We start from the raw sequence: 19,432 nt of genomic DNA on the forward strand, positions 1-19,432 counted from the left end.
AATTGACAGCCATGGATGCGATTGACGACAAGATATTGCGCGCCCTAGAAGCGGACGGACGCATCAGCAATCTGCAACTGGCAGAGCGCGTCGGGCTTTCGCCTTCGGCCTGTCTTCGCCGGGTGCAGTGCCTCGAATCCGAAGGGATTATCGTCGGCTATCGCGCGATATTGGACCGTACCAAGCTTGGCGCCGGCCTGGTCATTTTCGTAACCGTTGGGCTCTCCGGGCAATTGAAACGCGATTCCCAAGCTTTCGAACAAGCGATGATGAACGCGCCCGAGGTCCGTGAGTGCCATAATGTCACGGGTTCAGTGGAATATTTGCTTCGGGTCGAGGTCGCCGACCTTGCCGCCTACAAGACATTTCATTCCGATACGCTCGGAACGCTCCCGCAAGTGAGCAGCATAACATCGCATGTTTGCCTGGCATCATCCAAGGATTTACGTGCGTGATAATTCAGTCATCAACACGGGACGGTATATAGCACAAACAAGGACTCCAGCTTGTCCGCCCCATTCGTACGAGTGGTCCACTGTTACGGAATCCAATCCTCCGACCATCTAAGTTCTTGCCGGGTAAGTGAACCGATCCGGTGGAAGCGGCATTTTCACCTCCTAGTTGGATGCCGCTTCCTTACCCGGCCGAGCCCATAAATGCTGCAAATTTGACATTGCGCAACCAAAGCGAAATTTCGGTTAGCGTGACCGCCGATGTACGATGCTGCAATTTTTCCTCAATCGCTCGTTACGGATTTTCCTTTTTCAAGCATCTAAGCCTTTGAGATGAACACTCGCGCATATCTGAACCTAAGAATTACCATCTGCCGGACATAATCCCGGCTCGTCGTGTGCTGCCATCCGAGCAGCTTAGGTAAAGACATTCGCGAGTAAAATTTTCATGCACAACTACTCTCGTCGCGTACAGCGCCCGCATCCACTGAAAACACCGCGCGATCAATTGATGGATTTCACCATTGAAACGCATATCTGCCCGCAAGTTACGTTACGAGTCCTCGGCCTGCTCACGCAGCAAAATGTCGAGTACGGTACATTGAGTGTCGATCATCAAAAACGCGGCATCGTTATCCAGTTCACAACCAAAGTGCTGCAACCAGAGCACCTGGAGAAACTTCGGGCCAAATTGGAGGCTATCGTGATGGTGCGGGAGGTGACAGTCACGACAGGAATTATTCATGCGTCGGCTAACATGCAATTTCCAAAAGTGGGTTAGGGATTTAGATGGCCGATTTTCAGCACGTGCATGAAGTGCCGCCTGAAGGCGCTAACGCCGATTGGACAATCCCGCAAAATTGGGAAGCCTTCAACGCCGATAATCATCGGATGTGGGATAGGTTGTTCACAAGACAATCTGAATTGCTACCCGGCCGAGCAGCTGACGCCTTTCTGCGTGGAATTGATATGCTAAAACTATCGAACTCAGGCATTCCAGATTATCGCGAACTCAACGCAAGACTGGAGGCAGCGACAGGCTGGACAGTCGTTGCCGTCCCAGGGCTCGTTCCTGATGCGGTCTTTTTCGACCATCTCGCTAACCGACGCTTTCCGGCCGGCAATTTCATTCGATCTCCCTTACAGATGGATTACCTTCAAGAGCCGGACATATTTCACGACGTATTTGGCCATGTGCCCATGCTGACCGATCCTGTCTTTGCCGATTACATGGTTGCATATGGCAAAGGTGGGTTGCGCTCATTGAGGTTTGGTGCTCTCCATCATCTGGCGCGGCTTTACTGGTACACGGTAGAGTTTGGGTTGATTGAGCAGCCCGATGGACTTCGCATCTACGGAGCGGGTATCGTCTCAAGCTACGCTGAAAGCATCTTTGCACTGGATGATCCGAGCCCCAACCGCATTGATTTTGACCTAGTGCGCATCATGCGCACACATTACCGCATTGATGATTTCCAGCAGAATTATTTCGTAATTCCAAGTCTGGAATTTCTACTCAAGGTCACGCTCGAAACTGATTTCGCGCCCCTTTATGCCAACCTCAAAGCTTTGCCGGATATCGCCGTTGCTGACATCGTACCGCAGGACTCAATTGTAACAAGAGGTACCCAAGAATTTGCTGCTTCCCGCAATAAGAAAGTCTGGTTCTATCGTTCAAAGCATGGGCTTTAGGTCATCTTGAACGGCGTCGATGTTGGAGCTGCTCGCAATCCTGATTGCGACACCGACGAGAAACGATAGGATGCGAAGCGAACGAACGACGTGAAACATAATACAGTGAAGGAAACACGATGACTAATTTTTACGAAGCGGTTGAGATACTTAAAGAGACTCTGACGGCGATCCGGAGGGCAGATAAGTTAATTGAAAAGGCGCTTGAAACAAATTCTCACCCTAGCGCCATTAGCGACATGGCGGAATCTTGTTCTCGCTTGAAAGCGAAGCTCGAAGAAGAAATGGAAGAGCTGCAGTCAGCAATTGACACCGGAGGAAGATAAGGCCTCGCGCGACGATCGCCCATTTACGTCTGCGTTTATCGCTGTCCCCTGCAACCATATGTACTCGGCGCGTTTAGCGCTTTCCTAAGGGCGATGTGCGACACTATATCACACCAAATTCCTGCAAGATGCTCGATGATCTGGAAGCGCACTTTGCTAGTTCTGAGCCGACTCCTGCCTGAGTTTCTATTTTACGGAATCAATTCTCTGATCCATCTAATCATCTGAAGGACCGTCCCCTCCCTAACCGATTGACCCATATCTTAGTTTTTGTTCACTTTGCGTTCTAAAGATGCTATGGCTTGATGAGAGTAGAAAAAGGCAAAGTGGTAGGTTCATGGCAGAAACACAGATTGAATGGACCGACGCCACCTGGAACCCGGTTGCAGGTTGCTCGATCGTGAGTGCAGGCTGCACTCACTGCTACGCGATGGACATGGCTCGCCGATTGGAAACAATGAATGTTGCCAAATATAAAGGACTTGCTCGAAAAAGCGGCAACCGATCAGTTTGGACTGGTCTTGTTCGAGAAGATATGAACGCGCTAGATTTGCCACGACGTTGGCGTAAGCCTCGAAAGATATTCGTAAATTCTATGAGTGATTTGTTTCATGAAGGTGTGAGTGACTCCTTCATAATGGAAGTGTGGGAAGTCATGCGTGAGACGCCACAGCACCATTATCAAATACTTACGAAACGTCCTGAGCGCATGGCAGAGGTAGTAAGCAAACTGATTAAAGATGTTTTGCCGAATGTGTGGCTTGGAACAAGTGTTGAAAGCTCTGAGGTGGTAGATCGAATTACCCATCTTCGGAACGTATCGGCAGCTATTCGTTTCATCTCATTTGAACCCTTAATTGGTTCGGTAGGCCAGATAGATCTGACGGATATACATTGGGCAATTGTCGGAGGAGAAAGCGGCCGAAATGCACGACCTATTCGTGAAGAATGGATCGATGAGATCCATAATCAATGCCTAACATATGATACGGCATTCTTCTTCAAGCAGTGGGGGGCGTGGGGCAAGGACAATAAGCGGCGATCTAAAAAGGCGAACGGTCGAGAATACCGTGGACGGATCTGGAATAACATGCCGAACAATTTGTCCGTTACTGCCTAGGTCGGCTTAAGGAGGATGCCTGAGAAAGAATATAAGTGGGTCGAAGGCGCGACGCTAGACGATCATTCCAAGCGAAAACACAAGATTCTGCGCGAGTACTTCTCCAACTATCTCACCGTTCGATGCCAAATTCCGCAGATGAACAGATTTCGTTTGGCAGTCGTCGACGGGTTCGCCGGAGGCGGGCGGTATAAATGCGGTGCGGCCGGCTCACCATTAATTTTTGCCGAAGAATTGAAGCGGTCGTTAGAAGCCGTGAACCTTAAGAGATCAGTCCAAGGACTAGGTCAAATCGACATGGAATGTCTGCTGATAGTAAATGATTTCAGCCGTGACGCAATAGAAACGCTAAAGGCAAACTTAGCGCCAATACAAGCCGAAATAAAATCTGAGGTTCCCAAACTTCATTTGCGAGTTGAATATCTGAATGATGCTTTCGAGACCGCATACTCAACTATTCACCAACTCTTGACAGACGGCTCATATCATAATGTGATCTTCAATTTGGATCAGTGCGGTCACAGTAAAGTCAATCACTCGACTTTGACGCAAATTATGAGATCGTATCGTTCGGTGGAAATTTTCTACACATTCATGATCACTTCATTGCTTACCTATCTGCAAGCGAATGATCCCAAAAAACTTGCTGCGCAATTAAGGCCTTTTGAAATCTCAGTTGAAGAAATCCAAACTCAGACAATTGGAATGAATAAGCAACAGTGGCTAGGTGCAGCTGAACGGATCGTATTTGAGTCGTTCAACGGATGTGCAAAATATGTCAGCCCGTTCTCCATAAATAATCCCGAGGGATGGAGATATTGGCTAATACATCTCGCCAACTCTCACCGTGCACGCCAGGTTTATAACGACCTCTTGCACAACAATAGTTCGGAGCAAGCGCACTTCGGTAGATCGGGATTAAATATGCTATCCTATGATCCTCGACACGATTCCGGGGCACTGTATTTGTTTGATATATCAGGACGAGCCTCAGCTCTCGATCGCTTAATGACTGATATTCCTAGACTCGTTTCTGAGTTTGGAAATGTTGTCCCGGTTGGAGAATTTTACGAGGGTATTTACAATGCTACTCCAGCACACAGTGAAGATATTCACCGGGCAATAATTGATAATCCAGATCTAGAAGTTGTTACGCCAACGGGAGGCGAAAGACGAAGCGTCAAGACAATTTCCGTTGGAGATATCATTCAATTGAAGAGACAAACCAGTTTTTTTCCCGTCTTTTTCGACAAACAGTTTTGATTAGCTCTTGATCGCTGAAAGAGCCTTCAAAGTTGCAATGTTCCGAAGCGATATCACACGCCCGCAGCAAGGAAAAATCGGAAAGTAAGGTATCGTGATTGTGGTCAAAGTGCTGCGATCGCCCTAGAAGAGCAGCAGATTATAAGGAGACCAGCGTGCGCAAGGATACCATTGATTCTGAAGACCTTAGTCTTTCGAAGTTCTTCCAGTCATTCTATCGAGTACCCGACTATCAGCGCGAATATGTCTGGGGTGAAAAGGAAAACAAAGGGCAACGCGGCGATGAGGTTGAGCAGTTTCTTGCTGATATTTACAGCGAGTTTGATCAGCTTTCTGAAAACTATGCGCCCGAATACTTCATCGGAACCGTTGTCGTTTGCGAGGGCAAGGACGGCGTTTATGATCTCATCGACGGGCAACAACGATCCACAACCGTATTCCTCACGCTTTGCGCAATAAGAGATGCACTATCGGATCTGGGTGCTGAGGTTCCAGACACGCTGACTAGTCTTATATCAGCAAGTAAAACTGACCATGTCGGGCAAACAGTAAAACGCCTTCGACTTGATTTACAATATGAGGACGCAAGCAACGTTCTCGTAGAATATGGATTGAATCACGGAGCAAAAGCTCGCCGTGAGGAAACGCGATCTATTCGAAATCTCGCCAATGCATATGAGGCGATCCGGGATTTTCTGCGGGATAAGTTCGGCACCGATGCTGCTGCACACACCCGCTTTTATGGCTACTTCACAAACTTAGTAAAATTGATCCGGATCGAAACTCCGAGCGTCAGCAGAGCTCTTAAAATATTCGAAACGATCAACGATCGGGGTGCGGGCCTGGACGCGATGGACCTACTTAAAAACCTTTTGTTTATGCATGCCAAAGAAGAGCAGTTCGATAAACTCAAATCCGAGTGGAAATCACTCACACAAGAAATCTATGAAGCTCGCGAAAAGCCACTTCGGTTTTTACGTTATTTCATTCTAGCCAATTTTGATGTTGGCGTCTCGAAGCTTCGCGAAGAAGAAATTTACGACTGGTTGATCGATAATAAGCACCAAACCCACCATGAGCAAAATCCGATAAACTTTGCTACGAAGCTGAAAGAGGCTGCACGAGCTTATAAAAACTTCAACTCAAACGAAAGTCCAGCCGGCCGCTTTGAACATGGCTTAGCTAACACCCGCGCACTTGGCGGACCTGCTATCAAACAGCATTTCATTTTATTGTTAGCTGGCCGCCATTTGAGCCAGGAAAATTTCGAACGCTTATGCTTTGGAATCGAAGAAGTTATGTGCGTCTGGTTGATCGCTGGCGTTCCCGCAAAAGAGTATGACGGGGCCCTGATTAGAGCTGCATCGGAACTAAACAAAGTAAGCTCTGATCAAGAGTTCTCAGTGTTCATGGAGAATTTTGTGGATGCGGAGAAATCTCGGCACCGGGTCAAGTTTGTGGAGAAAATGAATACGCTCAAGGCTGGAGATGTTCGTCAATTTCGTTTGAAATATCTGCTCGCTAAATTCACTCAGTTTTATGATCTCGAAGCCTACGGCGAAAATGCCGGTAAAGACAAATTGTCGGACTATCTCGTCCCCAAGATCGAAATTGAACACGTTTTTCCGGAGAATCCAAGTGCGGGAGCGATCGCGGAGTTTGGCGAATTTGATCCCGACGACAACCCCACGCAGCGTTTAGGAAATTTGATACTGCTGGAGAAATCTCCAAACGTAGTCGCGAGTAATGAAGCATATTCGGTGAAGTCTAAAATCTACTCCACGTCCGCTATGCTGCTTACCCGATGCCAAGCTACGAAGCTGTTGGTTGGAGAGAACGACCGAATTACGAAAGCGGTATCTAAGATTGACATAGCTCCGCTCTGGAACCTCGAAGCGGTAAAACGTCGGCAAGATTGGTATGCAGAAGCCGCTTTGGATGTTTGGAATGTGCGGAACGCAAAGGCACCGGTTGCCAATACTGATGCCATGCCGGCTGAGCCAGGCGGTGACGTTGGTATTACCAGCCTCATCTGACCCTACTGATTCAAAGAGCGGCGAGAATATTTGATATCCTCGCCGCAACATTTCCAAACATCTAAGTACAGATTAGCGCTGGTTGATTGCCCGTCCCGCAGCTTTGCCACTTCCACTCCCGGTTTTTCCTGACATCGCCAACCGGACCTGCTCGGCAGCATCCTGACGTGCGGTGCGGCGGCAGTTATTTTCGTGCGCAATTTCGGGCAACGAGCGGCCATTTTGGCGACAAACACTGCGGATTGCGCGGCTAACGCGTTTTTCAAGCTCGGTTGCTCCAGCATCTGTCTGGATATTCAAGTCATCATGATAGACCTTGAAGGTCACGGTTTCTGTTGCATTCGCCGACACGGGTCCGTGTGCAAAGGCGAGCACTGTGGCGCAGGCCACAAGGGTACTGTGAGAGAATTTCATAAGATACTCCAAGTTCGGTGAAAGATTGCGACCCTTAAGATCAGCGTTCCCCACCGCCGTCCCCGACCATAAGATGCGCGAAAGTCTTATTTCCGTAACGTCAATCCAATAAACTATTGTTTGCGCAGATTAGTTACGTGGCTCTTCAGCCGCGACCGGGTGAGCCCGAACTTGCATGTCGATTTCGGTCGCATTTTCCACGGAGTAATTTGTAGTCGCGAACTAAACGACAATCCTCTGACTCAGCTTTTTATAAAAAAAGATACGGGTTGCTTGCGGCTTTTCTATTTCCACTCGTCTTGCCTTGTGTCCGGTCGAAAAGCGATCCGTTCCGGGCGAAAAGGGAAGCGGCGGGCATCTCGTATTTTATTGATTCCTCCATATCAATGATGCCCGTCGTTTCCTGACTTGCCCTCGTCTGAGAACGTAAAAGCAGTTGGGTCGCCCGACGGTAACTTTACGGAGAACGAGTTCTTCTCTCATTGAGGACTGGATGCCAATCTTTTATACCCCGAGAAAATTTGTGACGGTTTTGTTACGGATCGCACACGTTTGTTCATCTAAATACTGCCGGATACGTTAAACGCATTCGGTATAATGGCGGCGCCTCACTACTGGGTCCCTTTCTGTCATCGGCAGTTCCGAGTGCGAGGCGCCGTTTCTTGTTTTGTTCTGAATCTATCATATCAACGACGAAGTCGATTTTTGTCGTATTTGGCCACTGGAGAGTTTCAAAAACTTTTCATTAACGTTGCTAGATTTAGAAAAATCTACAGACAGCATGTCAATTTACGGGAAGTTCATAGATTAAATGCTGTTTCTAGATAATTGGCCGCGGTCACTTGCATTTTAGATAATGAATCACCAAATATTTTCACCAATAATAATTTGAAAAAGTAGAAAATGATCCAATATAATACAGTTGCCGGGTGGATGGAGTTTCCATACCTTACAGTTTCACACGGGCTGACCGCAACCTATGCTATAGCTTACAAGCTGAAAGATAGGAATGGAGAGCACTGGACCGCTCGGTTCAGTCGATTTAAAGAAAAGCGCAATATAGCAGAGTGGGGTGCTGCGACGGTTTTATACAAGGCCGTACCAGCGCTCATCGAACACTTAGCGGTCGATGTTAACCGCACAATTTTTCTTCCCGCGCTGTCTTCAGGAGAGACGCTTGCGGATCCCAACCGTGCAATTCCTTGGATCGCAAAGGAGTGTGCACGTGTTTGTGGCGCAGGATATTCAGACACATCTCTTTCAAAAAACCCGCATCAGAAGATACACACAATTTACAATGCAGATGGACGAACGGCCGAACTAGACAAAGCGAACTATCGAGCGGCAACTATGCCAGCGGACACATTTTTTGTATTTGATGATATTGTCACCCGAGGCGATACTCTATCTCGGATCGCACTCGCAATTCATGCCGCTAATCCTAACAGCACTGTATATGGAATAGCGCTCGCGAAATCCGAAAGTGTAGGTTATTGTCCAAACCCAGATAACAATCAGGTTCCTACTTTGTGGAATAATCTGTGGGAGCAAGGCGAGCAGGCGCACAAAGAGAAATTTTCGAAGGTGTAGAAAATGGCTAGCCTCACAACATCAACGTCAGCAGTCGCTTTTGCAGCACTACTAAGGCTCAAAGGTATTGGTCGTCGTGCCGCGCTACGCATTGTTGACAGTCCAATGCCTGAGATCGATGCACAACAATATCTATTACAGCGAACGCGTGGCGCGAAATTGTCAGAGGATGATGTTATAGCCGCATGGCATAAAGCAGAAGATGACTTGGGATGCTCCGCAGACCATGGAATTAAAGCATTGTCGATTCACGACGAGGGCTACCCCGAACGGCTAAAAAACATCCCTGATCCACCAGTTATTCTCTACGTAAAAGGAGATGTTGCGGGCCTCAAAAGCGAACGAAGCTTAGCGGTAATCGGAACAAGAGAGCCCACGCCATATGGCGAGAAAGTAGCTAAACGCTCGGCCGCTAGTGCTGTTGAAGAAGGCTATGTTATCGTCAGTGGCCTCGCACATGGTTGTGATACGTTGGCCCATGAAGGCTGCCTCGATCAGATGGGGATAGGCATTGCCGTAATGGCACATGGGCTAGACAAGGTTTATCCTGCGGCCAATCGCGGGCTTGCCGCGCGGCTCTTGGATGCAGGCGGTTGCTTGGTAAGTGAATACCCGCTTGGTATGACTCCTATGCGCACTGCCTTCGCGGAGAGGGATAGGATTCAAAGTGGCTTGTCTGACGCTGTGCTTGTTATCGAAACTGACGTAAAAGGCGGCACGATGCATACCGTACGTTTTTCGCGAGACCAAAAGCGCGCTTTAGCCTGTATTAAACACCCCGACATCTGGCGTCACGAAGACAAAACACGCGGTAATCAAATGCTAATCGCAGATCGCTGGGCTGAAGCCATTCCCGATGGAGAGGCGTTATTGAGTTTTCTTCGGAAGCTGTGTGTTCAAGGTTCGGTACGATCAGAGGAACCTTGCCCCACCATACCCAAAACACAGATGTGTTTGGATTTCTAAACGATGGTAATTTTTGACTTCGACCAGACCCTTGTAGATACATCATCCGTTGAAAAATTTCGATCTACGAAAAACTGGGGAGCCGTCATGGCTCAGGCATCTTCGTTGCCTGTCTATGGCGGTATCACCGAATTGCTCGCCGAACTCGACGGTGCAGGCCATACACTCGCTATCGTGACAAAAAGTCCCGACATGGTGCCAAGAGCATTTATTCGAGCGCATAACTGGCCGATCAAGATTGTAGTTGGACACCATCAAGTGCGGGTTAAAAAGCCCAACCCGGAGGGACTTTTACTCGCAATGTCAAAAGCCAATGTCACCCCCAACACAACCTATCACGTTGGGGATCACTCTCAAGATACTGAGGCTTCGAGACGCGCCGGTGTCGTCGCGCTTGGTTCAGCTTGGGGATGCAGCGACATTAGCGACTTGGTGAAGTCCAAACCTGATCGGCTATTTCATACTGTAGACGAACTCGGCGCCTTTCTGAAGAGCGCTGCAGTCTCTATAAGCTAATTTAGCAAATGCGTTGGGGTCAAACACTAGCGCAAATGTTGGTTGAGAAATCGGACCAGTTTCGGAGATGGCCTCATTCTCATTCCTGGCAATGAAATAGTCTTTCCCGCAATTTGATATGAAATCGTATTTGCGTCTTCTTGAGATTGAGAAAGGTTGCCGACAGCTTCCCAAATATACATGTTACGCCAAACGCCATCTAGCCATATACGATCCAGACCTAGAGCAACTGGATTAACCGGTCGCCAGACAGCAACACCACTTCTTCTGTGCTCCACGAATCCGGTTTCGATCCCGAGCGACAGCATTACGTGATGGTTTCTGACCACCCTATCCAATCGCTCTTCGCTGTCACCAATTTGAATTTTATGCCTCGTACTCCGCACGTCAATCTCCGCTTTTTCTCCTTGTATACTTCACTTTGAACAAATAGTGAACTAGGCACTTATAAAAGGTGACAAAATTTTCACACTCATGAGTTTATCTGCAGGATGTGCATAACGATATGCAGTTTCGATTACCGGCATCGTTGATCATTTTTGCAGGGTCATATCTGCCCTTGAGCGTAATCCTGCTTGCCCAAGATTTCGATTACTCAGCTATTGACCGACGGTTGTGTTTTCCAGGTCAGCTGGAAAACTGTATTTTGCCGTTGTCAAATCCAACATTTGCGATCGGCATTTTCGTCGTCACATTGGTATGTTTCATCGCGACATTATCACTACTGAAGTTAGTTGTTCCGAAGCATGACGTGGAGATTACTGAGGCGGAGTATGTTCCGGCCGATCTGATAAATTATACTCTTCCTTACATTGTGTCATTTATGAGCATCGACTATCAAGACTCTGGCAAGTTGGTCGGCTTATGTGTTTTCCTCGGTTGGATGTTTTGGATTACCCATAAGTCGGGCCAGATCATATTAAATCCCGTACTCATTGCACTTAATTGGCGACCGTATAACATTTCCTTTCATTATGTTGGAGCCCCACAAATTCGTCAAACTTTGGCGTTGGTAAATGGAGAACTCGAATTGGGACCACATAAACTGTGGCCCGTACAGAGCATTCAAATCATCAAACCTGCAGGACCTAGCGATGCCGATTCCTGAAAATTTTGCTAACTTTGATATTGATAATGCTGGAGTAACCGTTTGGCTTTTTAAAAAGTCTGGCGGTGGCGCAGGAGCTGCCCCGACATTCTCTGGTCGGTGGATCGCAACAACCGACGAATTGGATGCAGCGTTAAAAAATGCAGTTTTCGATGCACGTGCGCGCATTGAGGAAGTACTTGAGTATGGATTGCTTGCTCAAAACCACGAAGCAAGCGTTCTTGCGATCGACACTTTGGAGACTTTTGCAGACCGTATAATAGCGGCCACGGCCAATCCTTTACCGCAACGCCAGATTCGTAATAACGCCCAAATTAGAAACTCGGAGTTTTATGTTATCAGGCTAACAAGCAACGGCGAGATATTACACGCGATCCATAAAACAGACGCGAGCTGGAAATCTCGAAAGCAATTTCAAGCTATTCAAGCTTTCTTTCATAATGAGACCATGGGTTTACAGGAGGATCCACCTGTCACCCTTTCCCGCAAAGTCGATTTTTTCATTTTTGGCGATCGCATTTATATTGAAAACAAGCGTAGTTTTGAATCAGTATTAAGCTATCGACAGGCGCACGAAGAGGAGTTTGCGGCATTAAGGGCAGAAGAGCCGTTTGCCGCTTTGTTTACAGATATCGCACCGCTCGTGGCATTTGTGGGCACAAACAGGATTCAATTGCGTAGGGTGTGTGCGATCCGTCAAAAAGGTCACTATCGGAATCAAGATTTTATGCAGCGTCTACGCGCGCAGTTTGCAAATTATAACCTGACCATACATTTTGACGAAAATGGTCGGGTTAATCCGACCCTCGAAACATGTGCTGATATCATCACTGCGCTTTTGGACCACCGTCTAACATCCGCATTCTCCGAGAACATTTACGACGTACCAGATGCAACTCGCGTTAACTAAGCTCTGAATATTTGCGGCCATGTTATTTGCTTATTTTAAAAACGGACTTTGGCAACGGTAGGCTTGCCAAGCATCCCACTGAACACATTTTTTGTCGGCCGTTTGCACAAAAGTTTTCTGCCCCCACCGTCGGGGCTGCAAACCTTTCGTCGCTTGCTCGATAGTCAGGGGACCAGATGTGGTCCGCAGCGTCATCGCAGTTCCCACTGCAATCGGCTTCGTCAAAGGTGCCCAATATCAGGTTAGTGGGCAATGCTGAAATGCCGGTTCAAATGACTGGTATCGATTATCAACTTGCCCATGCCCGGAGATGTCAGCCGAGTGGTTGAACGCTGTGCCTATTCTCGCTCAACTTAATTGCAGATTAGACTTCAGCATGCCAAGTCTCGATGCGTGTGAAGAGCATTGCTGAGCGCTTTGTCGGATTCTAAGTTTTGGTCAAAATTGACCGTAATTAAGTGGGGCAAGGATCGCTTCGCGCTCCGCTGAAAATATTGCGCCAAAACATTCTACTTGTCCTGTCGTAGCACCGCTCCTCACTTCAGCATTGATCCTGAAGCTCGAAAAGCCATGTCCTGATCTACAGTTGTTTCACCCAAGTTTCGATTTCCAACTCCGCCCCCGCAATTTTTTGAGGCTCTTTAGCGGCAAATGTCCAGCCGAGCGTTCGAAATACGTTCGGCCAAGCGATGTTGTTAGGAATACGTGCGGTAACATTGATACACCCCGCCGACGCCGCTCTTTGCATCGCCAGTTTGACCATCCCTGCGGTACTTTCAATATCTGTGAAGCCGATTGCACCCCAGAGTCCATTAAGACGCGCCGACGCTTTCTTTTGATCAACAAAAAGCAGGATAGATCCTACCACGCAGCCATGTCTTTCGTAGACAATGATATGGTGATGGGTTCTGTCACACACTTCCGCAAACTGTCGCAGTACGTAACCTTCGATCTGGCTATTGAATCTGAAAGGGAAGGGGCCCCTATAGAAATCAAGCGCATTGCTAATTATTTGCGACACCTCACCAGGATAAGCTGTTCGCCAGCGTTCAGGTTCGTCAGTACCTGCATCAACGAAACGCAGTTTTCCCAAATTCTCTAACGCATCGATAAAAGCTTTCCGCTCAGGACGCAGCATTTGCCCTAGCAGTCGCGAAATGGCATCGTATCGAGCTCTTTCTACCCGCAAAAGCTGTTTCCAGCCCCGTTCTGTCAGCTTGTACGCGGGCCAAGGGCCTTGTGGCGGTTGGCTGATCTCAATTAACCCCTTGGTCTTGAGACTTTTGATGGCGCGACTGAGCTGCCCTCTTTCAATCTGTGTAACTTTACGCAAATTTGCCTGCGTCGACGGACAACCGCGCAGTCTGTGCATTATGCGACCTTCAGCCGGCGCGTATCCATACTGGCTTGTCTCCCGCGATATGGAGTGCATGAGGCCATCGTATTGCGCAGAAAATGAGGCAATGGCAGCTACGGGATTTTCGCTGAACATCATAATTCCCTCGTGATCAATCGTGTTGCTATCAATGTTGATAAAGTCAACGATTTGATAAGCCTTTAGCCGAATAATTGTACAAGTTACGAATTTTTTGAGCGGCAATGGTATTGACCGGCTGCGCAGAAAGTAGCGGCTGACGAAAACTCAGTTTCTGATTATCATTCAAGTGCTTAATATGGTTTTGTAAAGCCGCTAGACTATTTGTATCATGCCAGTCTATACTGCTCCTCGCGCGGTCGCGCGTGCGCGCGCGAGGATTGCGACTCGTACTATAAATGGGAAAATTTTAGAGAGACGATTTTGCACCGGATTGCGCGCCGCACCAAAATCCAAAAACAACTTCATGCCAATGCTGGAGCACAATGCGGAAATGCGTGTCCAATCGCCGCGCGAAGCGGTAGTCACATCAGCGCGCTGGAAACATTTCTCTGGTAAGCTCTTCCGATCGGCACAGTGAATCCATTGCGCAAGGTCAATGATCGTGCGCTGTGGTTTGCGACTTCCTGAGCTGTTACGCACCAGGAACGGTGAACCTGGATACCGCCCAGTCTTTGCATATCTGTGACGGCATCGCGGAAACGATACAGAACCAGATCTTCCCCATGCTCTGTAAAGACACGCACATAATGCAACTCGGCATTCACCGCGATAACCCGGCCGCGCAAAGCGGGCCGAACCTTCTTCATGAAGGCTGGTTGATATGAAACTTGCGGTGCCGAAGGAATTGAAAGGGATGAAGCGTCCGGCTCGGAATGCCAGACAATTCCAAACAGCTTTCCGCCATTACTGCGGCACGCCACCAGATTTATCGTAAGCCACAGCAGTAAAGGGGCAATAGTACTGCTGGCCATCTGCCCGAGTGACAGGTGGGTCAGCGAGCTCAATCCATTCCGTTCAAAACCCCATAAACGGAATACATCGCCAAATGACAGATTGAGAAGCACACTGAAGGGGGCTGACAATCCGAATGCGACCAATAGCACAATGATCAACGGATAACCCCGACGGTGGAGCGGTGCGGCTATCGGCCGCGCTGCCAAATCGTTAAGGAGCCAGCTTGTCACCGACAGAACAGACCAGATGCAAGCCGAAGCTACGCGACGTTCCCCAATGGCTCCTGTCCAGCCAATGATAAAACCGATCGCCGCTGGCGCTACCAGCAAACGGTAAAATTCGGACCGTAGCCGTTCGATATCCGACCCTTGGCCCCCTTGAAAAGGAAAGAGCGCGTTGATCATTCGCCTTGGATAACATCGCGCACCACACATAAGCAATAGCTGCACGAATCTGTGACCGACGAGTGGATAAAATAGTCGTCCGTGCGCCAACACGACGCTTCATGCCGGTGCTTTGGTTGTTCGTGCACACTATGCTGCCGTTCGTGCAATCCCGGTAGTGCAAAGGTTCGGGGACCGTAAAGTCGGACCACAGTTAGGCAATATTGCCCATCTAATATTGCTCTTTAACTGGAGATTACCCTTGTTGACTTCGCGCCGCCAGATTCTTGCCGGATTTGCCGGACTACCGCTAGCACTTAGCGGCCACGCCCTCCGGGCTGAAACTGGCGGCGCTGTTTTCAAGTCTGCTTTGGCGAGCGAACCCCGAAAGGTTGTGATTATAGGCGCAGGCCTCGCAGGGCTGCAGGCTGCACTTTTGCTGAAACAGGCAGGGATTGATGATATCGTCGTTCTGGAGGGTAGCAAGCGGATAGGCGGTCGCGTTTTTACCGCGGACTGGCTGGAAAATGCTCCCGAATTTGGGGCCAGCCAGATCGGTCGCTCTTATGCCCGCGTTCTTGATCTGTGCAACCAGTTCAATCTGAAGCTGATCCCTGAAGACCGCAATCTGCTGACCATGGCCAGCCATATCCGCGGGCAATGGGTCAACGCAGCCGATTGGGCAAATTCGCCGGTCAACAAGATGGTCGGCGAAGAACGCAGCATTCAGCCTGCTTTGACCGGATCGCAATTGATGGGGCGCTATAATCGGCTGAAGGACCCGGTTGACTGGCTTGACCCGGCCTTTGCGGATCTGGATGTGTCGCTAGAGCAACTGCTGAAGCGGCACGGACATTCGGCAGAGGCACTGCACCTTGCCAACTTATCATCGACAGGCAATGATGCTCTCTCCGCATCCTGTCTGTCGATGATGCAGGAGCAAGCGCGTGCACGCATTGACGCACGCTTCGGCAATATAGAACTGGGCAAGGAACAACGGCCTTACGGCTTCGACAATGTTCGTAACGGCACAGGACTTGCCCTCATCAACAATATTGAGGGTGGATGCGAAAGGCTGCCCAAAGCCATGGCATCGGCCTTGGGTGACATTGTTCGAACCGGCAAGACCGTAGGGTCGATAGACATGACCGGCACCCGGGCAGTGATAAACTGCTTGGATGGAAGCAGCTTTACTGCGGACCGCGTCATATCGGCCATTCCCTTCACCAGCCTGCGCAAGATTGCGATCAATCCCCTGCCCGAAGGTGCCCAAGCGGAGGCCATTTCATATCTAGGCTACGCCCACACGACACGTGCCTTCGGTACAATAGTGGAGCCATTCTGGGACGACGGGATTGATCCCTCCTTCTATTCGGATGGTCTGGTCAAAATGTTCTGGGCCCTGCAACGCCGCAATGGCGATAGCCACCATCGTTTCATGGTCGTGATGACCGGGGCAGCGGCGAGCCGGATCGACCAGTTTGCACCGGACGAAGCACTCGCGATGATCGAGGCGGAAATTGCACGTATCCGGCCGTCGACGCGAGGCAAGCTGCGTTTCAGCGGGATTTTCGGATGGCAGAATGTGGGCCTGATAGGCGGATGCCGCCATATGTTTGCGCCCGGCCAGGTCACGCGCTTTGGCAATGCGATGATTGAACCGTTCCGGCAGCTTCATTTTGCAGGCGAACATACGCGCCGGGCCGATTTCGGCATGGAAGCCGCCCTCGAGAGCGGAGAGCGGGCAGCCATTGAGGTCATGGAAAAGGTCGCGTGACGCGGTTCGGGGAACGCGTGACGTGCTTTGCGTACAGAGGTGAATAACTTAATATCCAGGGAGGTTTATGTGAAAAAGTTTAGGGAAAATTATCGCGTCACTGCCGGTATCGGCATTTCGCTTTTGGCCATGATTTCAAGCAATGCGGCGTTTGCGCAAGACGCGGACGCTGAATCCGACGAAACCGAAATCGTGGTGACCGCGCGCAAGGTCAGCGAGAATGTTCTGGACGTACCGCTGGCAATTTCGGCCGTCACAGCGGAACAACTGGAACAGACAGGTGCGCGCAGTCTTGACGAAGTATCCCGGCTAACGCCCGGCTTTAACTTTGAACGCACAATCGGCACCCTCGCCCAGCCGACAATCCGCGGCCAGGCCCAAACCCGCATTACGAACCCGGTGCAAAATGTCGCGACCTTTTTCAACGGCGTCTATCTGCAACGCTCTTATCAGGTCGACAGCGACCTGCTCGATATCGACCGCGTTGAAATCGTAAAGGGTCCCCAGTCCGCACTTTTTGGACGCAACGCCTTTGCCGGTGCCGTCAGCATCGTTACAAAGCGCCCGGATCTGGAAGATTTCCGCGGCCAAATAGAAGCAACGATCGGCAATCATGAGCGGCGCGAACTTCGCGGATCGCTTTCGGTGCCGCTTGGCGGCATTGCAGCCGTCAGCGTTGCCGGATCAATTTCCGATTTTGATGGCACCTGGCGCAACGACAATGTCGGTTCGGCCGCACTGTCCGGCGCGACGCTCGTGACAAAAGGACGGCTGAACGGTTACAAAAATCGCTCGATCCTCGCACAGGTTGCGATTGAACCCATGGATAATGTCCGGATCGACGCTTTCTGGAGTCATCGCAAAATTTTCATCGAAAGTGCTGCAACCTACCAACTTTCCAGCACCTTTGCGATCAGCCGGGGTAACGGCATGAACTGCACACCTTTTGTTGCCCCCCTCAGCCCAGCCCGGAATGGAAATGATGCGCTGTTCTGTGGCGCTTTACCCGCCAGTCCGCCGATTGGCGCAGGCGATCCCCGACTTCCGGGTCTGCTGGTTGACCGCCGGTCTTATGGCCAGGATGGACAGTCCGATGTGGCAGGTGCAACCGTTGCCGTCGATATCACCGATGCGTTGTCGCTGACCTACCAATTTGGGTACACTGATGCCGATGCAACCAATATCGCGACGTTGTCTGCTGACCCGCTAAACGGATCGGCATTCCCGTTTTTCCTTGGCCAAGTGTTGTTTGACGCACGTGGCAATGGTTCCATTACGTCCAAGACCCACGAGCTTCGCGCCCAATATGAAACAGACAATTTCCGGTTGCTCGTCGGTGGATTTGCAGGAACTGTAGACGACTTCAGTTTTGGCGGGACTGCGTTTCTCGCGCCCAATTCAACGACAGACGTTTTCGCGAACATCACCACGCCACTTTCGGGATACGGGGCTACGCAGCGCGATGAGCGGAACCGGGCTGTCTTTGGCCTGGTTTCTTTCAACCTGGCCGAAGGCCTGCGGATCGCGGCCGAGGCACGGCAAAGTTGGGAGCGTGTTACGCAGCAAGGCGTGAATGCCGCCGGCGTACTGACCGGAACTGTTTTCCAGAGAGAGTTTAAGGCATTCACACCGCGCTTTACCGTCGATTACCAGCCCGATGACAACTGGCTGATTTATGCATCGGCCGCCCGCGGGGCAAAGGTTGGCGGTTTCAACGTCCCGACGGCAACAAATCCGCTTACCGCTGATCAGCAAATCTTCCAGCCTGAGTTCAACTGGACTTACGAATTGGGTCTGAAAGGAACCTTGCTTGACCGTGCACTAACAATTGAGGCTGCGGTCTTCCATACGGACTGGAGCAACCTGCAAGGCAACCAGTCGGTCAATCTGGGCCAACCGGCGATCGTCCGCAATTTGGCCGGCGCAAAAGTGGACGGTGTGGAATTTTCCGCCGTCATCCGACCCAGCAGTGCCTTCACCTTCAATCTTGGGGTTGCCTATGCCAATAGCCGTTTTGCCAACGGTACTGTAGACGACACCATCCCGCGCGCCCTTTGTGCGTCGCTCGCCACCTGTCCGACAACCGGTGTTTACTCGAGCAACATTTCCGGTCGCAAACTTCCGCGCGTACCGGAATTGCAAGCAAATGCGGGCGTCCAGTTTCGTCAGCCAATCGGAAGCATTTTTGGTACCGAGGTCGATCTGGTAAGCCGTCTCGACCTGTCTATCACCAGCCGTCAATATACGGATAACACGAATACGGCCTATGTGCCTTCGCGCGAACTGGTAGATGGCAATATCGGATTGAACAGCGATCCATGGTCACTTCGGTTCTGGGCCAAAAATCTGTTCGATCGCAAATATGCAGCTTATGCATTCACGACATTTGCCGGTTCTGGAGCGGGCTCAGGGGTCACATATGGTACTCTGCTTGGAGACCGCAGAACCCTAGGGGCAACAATGTCCTTCAAATTCTGAACCTGACACAAATGGACAGGCGGCCGCACAGGCACGGTCGCCTGTCCAATTCTCATTTTGTAATTCGTT

General features: G+C 50.0%; 17 protein-coding genes. 14 read left to right on the forward strand and 3 right to left on the reverse strand.

The features are described from left to right. Window positions 1-11 precede the first annotated feature (11 nt). From FOM92_RS10530 to FOM92_RS10560, 7 genes are all read left to right on the forward strand, one after another. Window positions 12-455 carry an Lrp/AsnC family transcriptional regulator gene (locus FOM92_RS10530; RefSeq protein WP_143777807.1) on the forward strand — a complete coding sequence of 148 codons (444 nt, stop codon included), beginning with the start codon at window positions 12-14 and terminating at the stop codon, window positions 453-455. A gap of 445 nt (window positions 456-900) precedes the next feature. Then, window positions 901-1,233 (forward strand): hypothetical protein, encoded by a 333-nt coding sequence (locus tag FOM92_RS10535; RefSeq protein ID WP_143776830.1) that lies wholly within the window; start codon window positions 901-903, stop codon window positions 1,231-1,233. 8 nt (window positions 1,234-1,241) lie between these two features. After that, window positions 1,242-2,144 (forward strand): phenylalanine 4-monooxygenase, encoded by a 903-nt coding sequence (phhA, locus tag FOM92_RS10540; protein ID WP_143776831.1) that lies wholly within the window; start codon window positions 1,242-1,244, stop codon window positions 2,142-2,144. 119 nt (window positions 2,145-2,263) lie between these two features. Further along, complete coding sequence (locus tag FOM92_RS10545; RefSeq protein WP_143776832.1) at window positions 2,264-2,470, forward strand: hypothetical protein; 207 nt, start codon at window positions 2,264-2,266, stop codon at window positions 2,468-2,470. A 337-nt stretch (window positions 2,471-2,807) separates the two neighbouring features. Next, entirely contained in the window at window positions 2,808-3,590 is a 783-nt protein-coding gene (locus FOM92_RS10550; protein ID WP_143776833.1) for a DUF5131 family protein, read from the forward strand. Between the two features lie 15 nt (window positions 3,591-3,605). Continuing rightward, window positions 3,606-4,853: a three-Cys-motif partner protein TcmP gene (locus FOM92_RS10555; RefSeq protein WP_143776834.1), complete on the forward strand. Its 1,248-nt coding sequence runs from the start codon at window positions 3,606-3,608 to the stop codon at window positions 4,851-4,853. A gap of 155 nt (window positions 4,854-5,008) precedes the next feature. Further along, window positions 5,009-6,889 carry a DUF262 domain-containing protein gene (locus FOM92_RS10560; RefSeq protein ID WP_143776835.1) on the forward strand — a complete coding sequence of 627 codons (1,881 nt, stop codon included), beginning with the start codon at window positions 5,009-5,011 and terminating at the stop codon, window positions 6,887-6,889. A 72-nt stretch (window positions 6,890-6,961) separates the two neighbouring features. Here FOM92_RS10560 and FOM92_RS10565 read toward each other — a convergent pair whose 3' ends face one another. Continuing rightward, window positions 6,962-7,303 carry a UrcA family protein gene (locus FOM92_RS10565; RefSeq protein WP_143776836.1) on the reverse strand — a complete coding sequence of 114 codons (342 nt, stop codon included), beginning with the start codon at window positions 7,301-7,303 and terminating at the stop codon, window positions 6,962-6,964. A gap of 903 nt (window positions 7,304-8,206) precedes the next feature. Between FOM92_RS10565 and FOM92_RS10570 the strand changes: the two genes are divergently transcribed. The 5 genes from FOM92_RS10570 to FOM92_RS10585 all read left to right on the forward strand — a co-directional run bounded on the left by FOM92_RS10570 (window position 8,207) and on the right by FOM92_RS10585 (window position 12,393). Beyond that, a complete protein-coding gene (locus tag FOM92_RS10570; RefSeq protein ID WP_143776837.1) occupies window positions 8,207-8,893 on the forward strand; it encodes a hypothetical protein in 687 nt (228 codons plus the stop codon). A gap of 3 nt (window positions 8,894-8,896) precedes the next feature. After that, complete coding sequence (locus tag FOM92_RS10575; protein WP_143776838.1) at window positions 8,897-9,859, forward strand: DNA-processing protein DprA; 963 nt, start codon at window positions 8,897-8,899, stop codon at window positions 9,857-9,859. 3 nt (window positions 9,860-9,862) lie between these two features. After that, a complete protein-coding gene (locus FOM92_RS10580) occupies window positions 9,863-10,375 on the forward strand; it encodes an HAD family hydrolase (protein ID WP_143776839.1) in 513 nt (170 codons plus the stop codon). 505 nt (window positions 10,376-10,880) lie between these two features. Beyond that, window positions 10,881-11,483: a hypothetical protein gene (locus FOM92_RS15980; protein WP_170226858.1), complete on the forward strand. Its 603-nt coding sequence runs from the start codon at window positions 10,881-10,883 to the stop codon at window positions 11,481-11,483. Then, window positions 11,470-12,393, forward strand: coding sequence for a Kiwa anti-phage protein KwaB-like domain-containing protein (locus FOM92_RS10585; protein WP_170226859.1), 924 nt, complete (start codon window positions 11,470-11,472; stop codon window positions 12,391-12,393). The genes FOM92_RS15980 and FOM92_RS10585 overlap by 14 nt, the downstream gene beginning before the upstream one ends. A gap of 580 nt (window positions 12,394-12,973) precedes the next feature. Here FOM92_RS10585 and FOM92_RS10590 read toward each other — a convergent pair. Beyond that, window positions 12,974-13,993, reverse strand: coding sequence for a MarR family winged helix-turn-helix transcriptional regulator (locus FOM92_RS10590; protein ID WP_143776841.1), 1,020 nt, complete (start codon window positions 13,991-13,993; stop codon window positions 12,974-12,976). A gap of 299 nt (window positions 13,994-14,292) precedes the next feature. Continuing rightward, a complete protein-coding gene (locus FOM92_RS10595) occupies window positions 14,293-15,129 on the reverse strand; it encodes a LytTR family DNA-binding domain-containing protein (protein ID WP_170226860.1) in 837 nt (278 codons plus the stop codon). A 241-nt stretch (window positions 15,130-15,370) separates the two neighbouring features. Between FOM92_RS10595 and FOM92_RS10600 the strand changes: the two genes are divergently transcribed. Then, window positions 15,371-16,885, forward strand: coding sequence for a flavin monoamine oxidase family protein (locus FOM92_RS10600; RefSeq protein ID WP_170226861.1), 1,515 nt, complete (start codon window positions 15,371-15,373; stop codon window positions 16,883-16,885). Between the two features lie 69 nt (window positions 16,886-16,954). Continuing rightward, the gene (locus tag FOM92_RS10605) at window positions 16,955-19,363 is read left to right on the forward strand and encodes a TonB-dependent receptor (RefSeq protein WP_143776844.1); all 2,409 of its coding nucleotides are present in this window, start codon (window positions 16,955-16,957) and stop codon (window positions 19,361-19,363) included. The last annotated feature ends 69 nt before the right edge of the window (window positions 19,364-19,432 follow it).

The sequence above is a fragment of the Sphingorhabdus contaminans genome (assembly GCF_007280415.1).
In the GTDB taxonomy this organism is placed as follows: domain Bacteria; phylum Pseudomonadota; class Alphaproteobacteria; order Sphingomonadales; family Sphingomonadaceae; genus Sphingorhabdus_B; species Sphingorhabdus_B contaminans.

Coding starts and splice junctions, on each gene's coding strand:
- FOM92_RS10565 (WP_143776836.1), bottom strand. CDS start 7,303: ATGAAATTCTCTCACAGTACCCTTGTGGCCTGCGCCACAGTGCTCGCC.
- FOM92_RS10555 (WP_143776834.1), top strand. CDS start 3,606: ATGCCTGAGAAAGAATATAAGTGGGTCGAAGGCGCGACGCTAGACGAT.
- FOM92_RS10535 (WP_143776830.1), top strand. CDS start 901: ATGCACAACTACTCTCGTCGCGTACAGCGCCCGCATCCACTGAAAACA.
- FOM92_RS10550 (WP_143776833.1), top strand. CDS start 2,808: ATGGCAGAAACACAGATTGAATGGACCGACGCCACCTGGAACCCGGTT.
- FOM92_RS10580 (WP_143776839.1), top strand. CDS start 9,863: ATGGTAATTTTTGACTTCGACCAGACCCTTGTAGATACATCATCCGTT.
- FOM92_RS10545 (WP_143776832.1), top strand. CDS start 2,264: ATGACTAATTTTTACGAAGCGGTTGAGATACTTAAAGAGACTCTGACG.
- FOM92_RS10595 (WP_170226860.1), bottom strand. CDS start 15,129: ATGATCAACGCGCTCTTTCCTTTTCAAGGGGGCCAAGGGTCGGATATC.
- FOM92_RS10570 (WP_143776837.1), top strand. CDS start 8,207: ATGATCCAATATAATACAGTTGCCGGGTGGATGGAGTTTCCATACCTT.
- FOM92_RS15980 (WP_170226858.1), top strand. CDS start 10,881: ATGCAGTTTCGATTACCGGCATCGTTGATCATTTTTGCAGGGTCATAT.
- FOM92_RS10585 (WP_170226859.1), top strand. CDS start 11,470: ATGCCGATTCCTGAAAATTTTGCTAACTTTGATATTGATAATGCTGGA.
- phhA (WP_143776831.1), top strand. CDS start 1,242: ATGGCCGATTTTCAGCACGTGCATGAAGTGCCGCCTGAAGGCGCTAAC.
- FOM92_RS10575 (WP_143776838.1), top strand. CDS start 8,897: ATGGCTAGCCTCACAACATCAACGTCAGCAGTCGCTTTTGCAGCACTA.
- FOM92_RS10530 (WP_143777807.1), top strand. CDS start 12: ATGGATGCGATTGACGACAAGATATTGCGCGCCCTAGAAGCGGACGGA.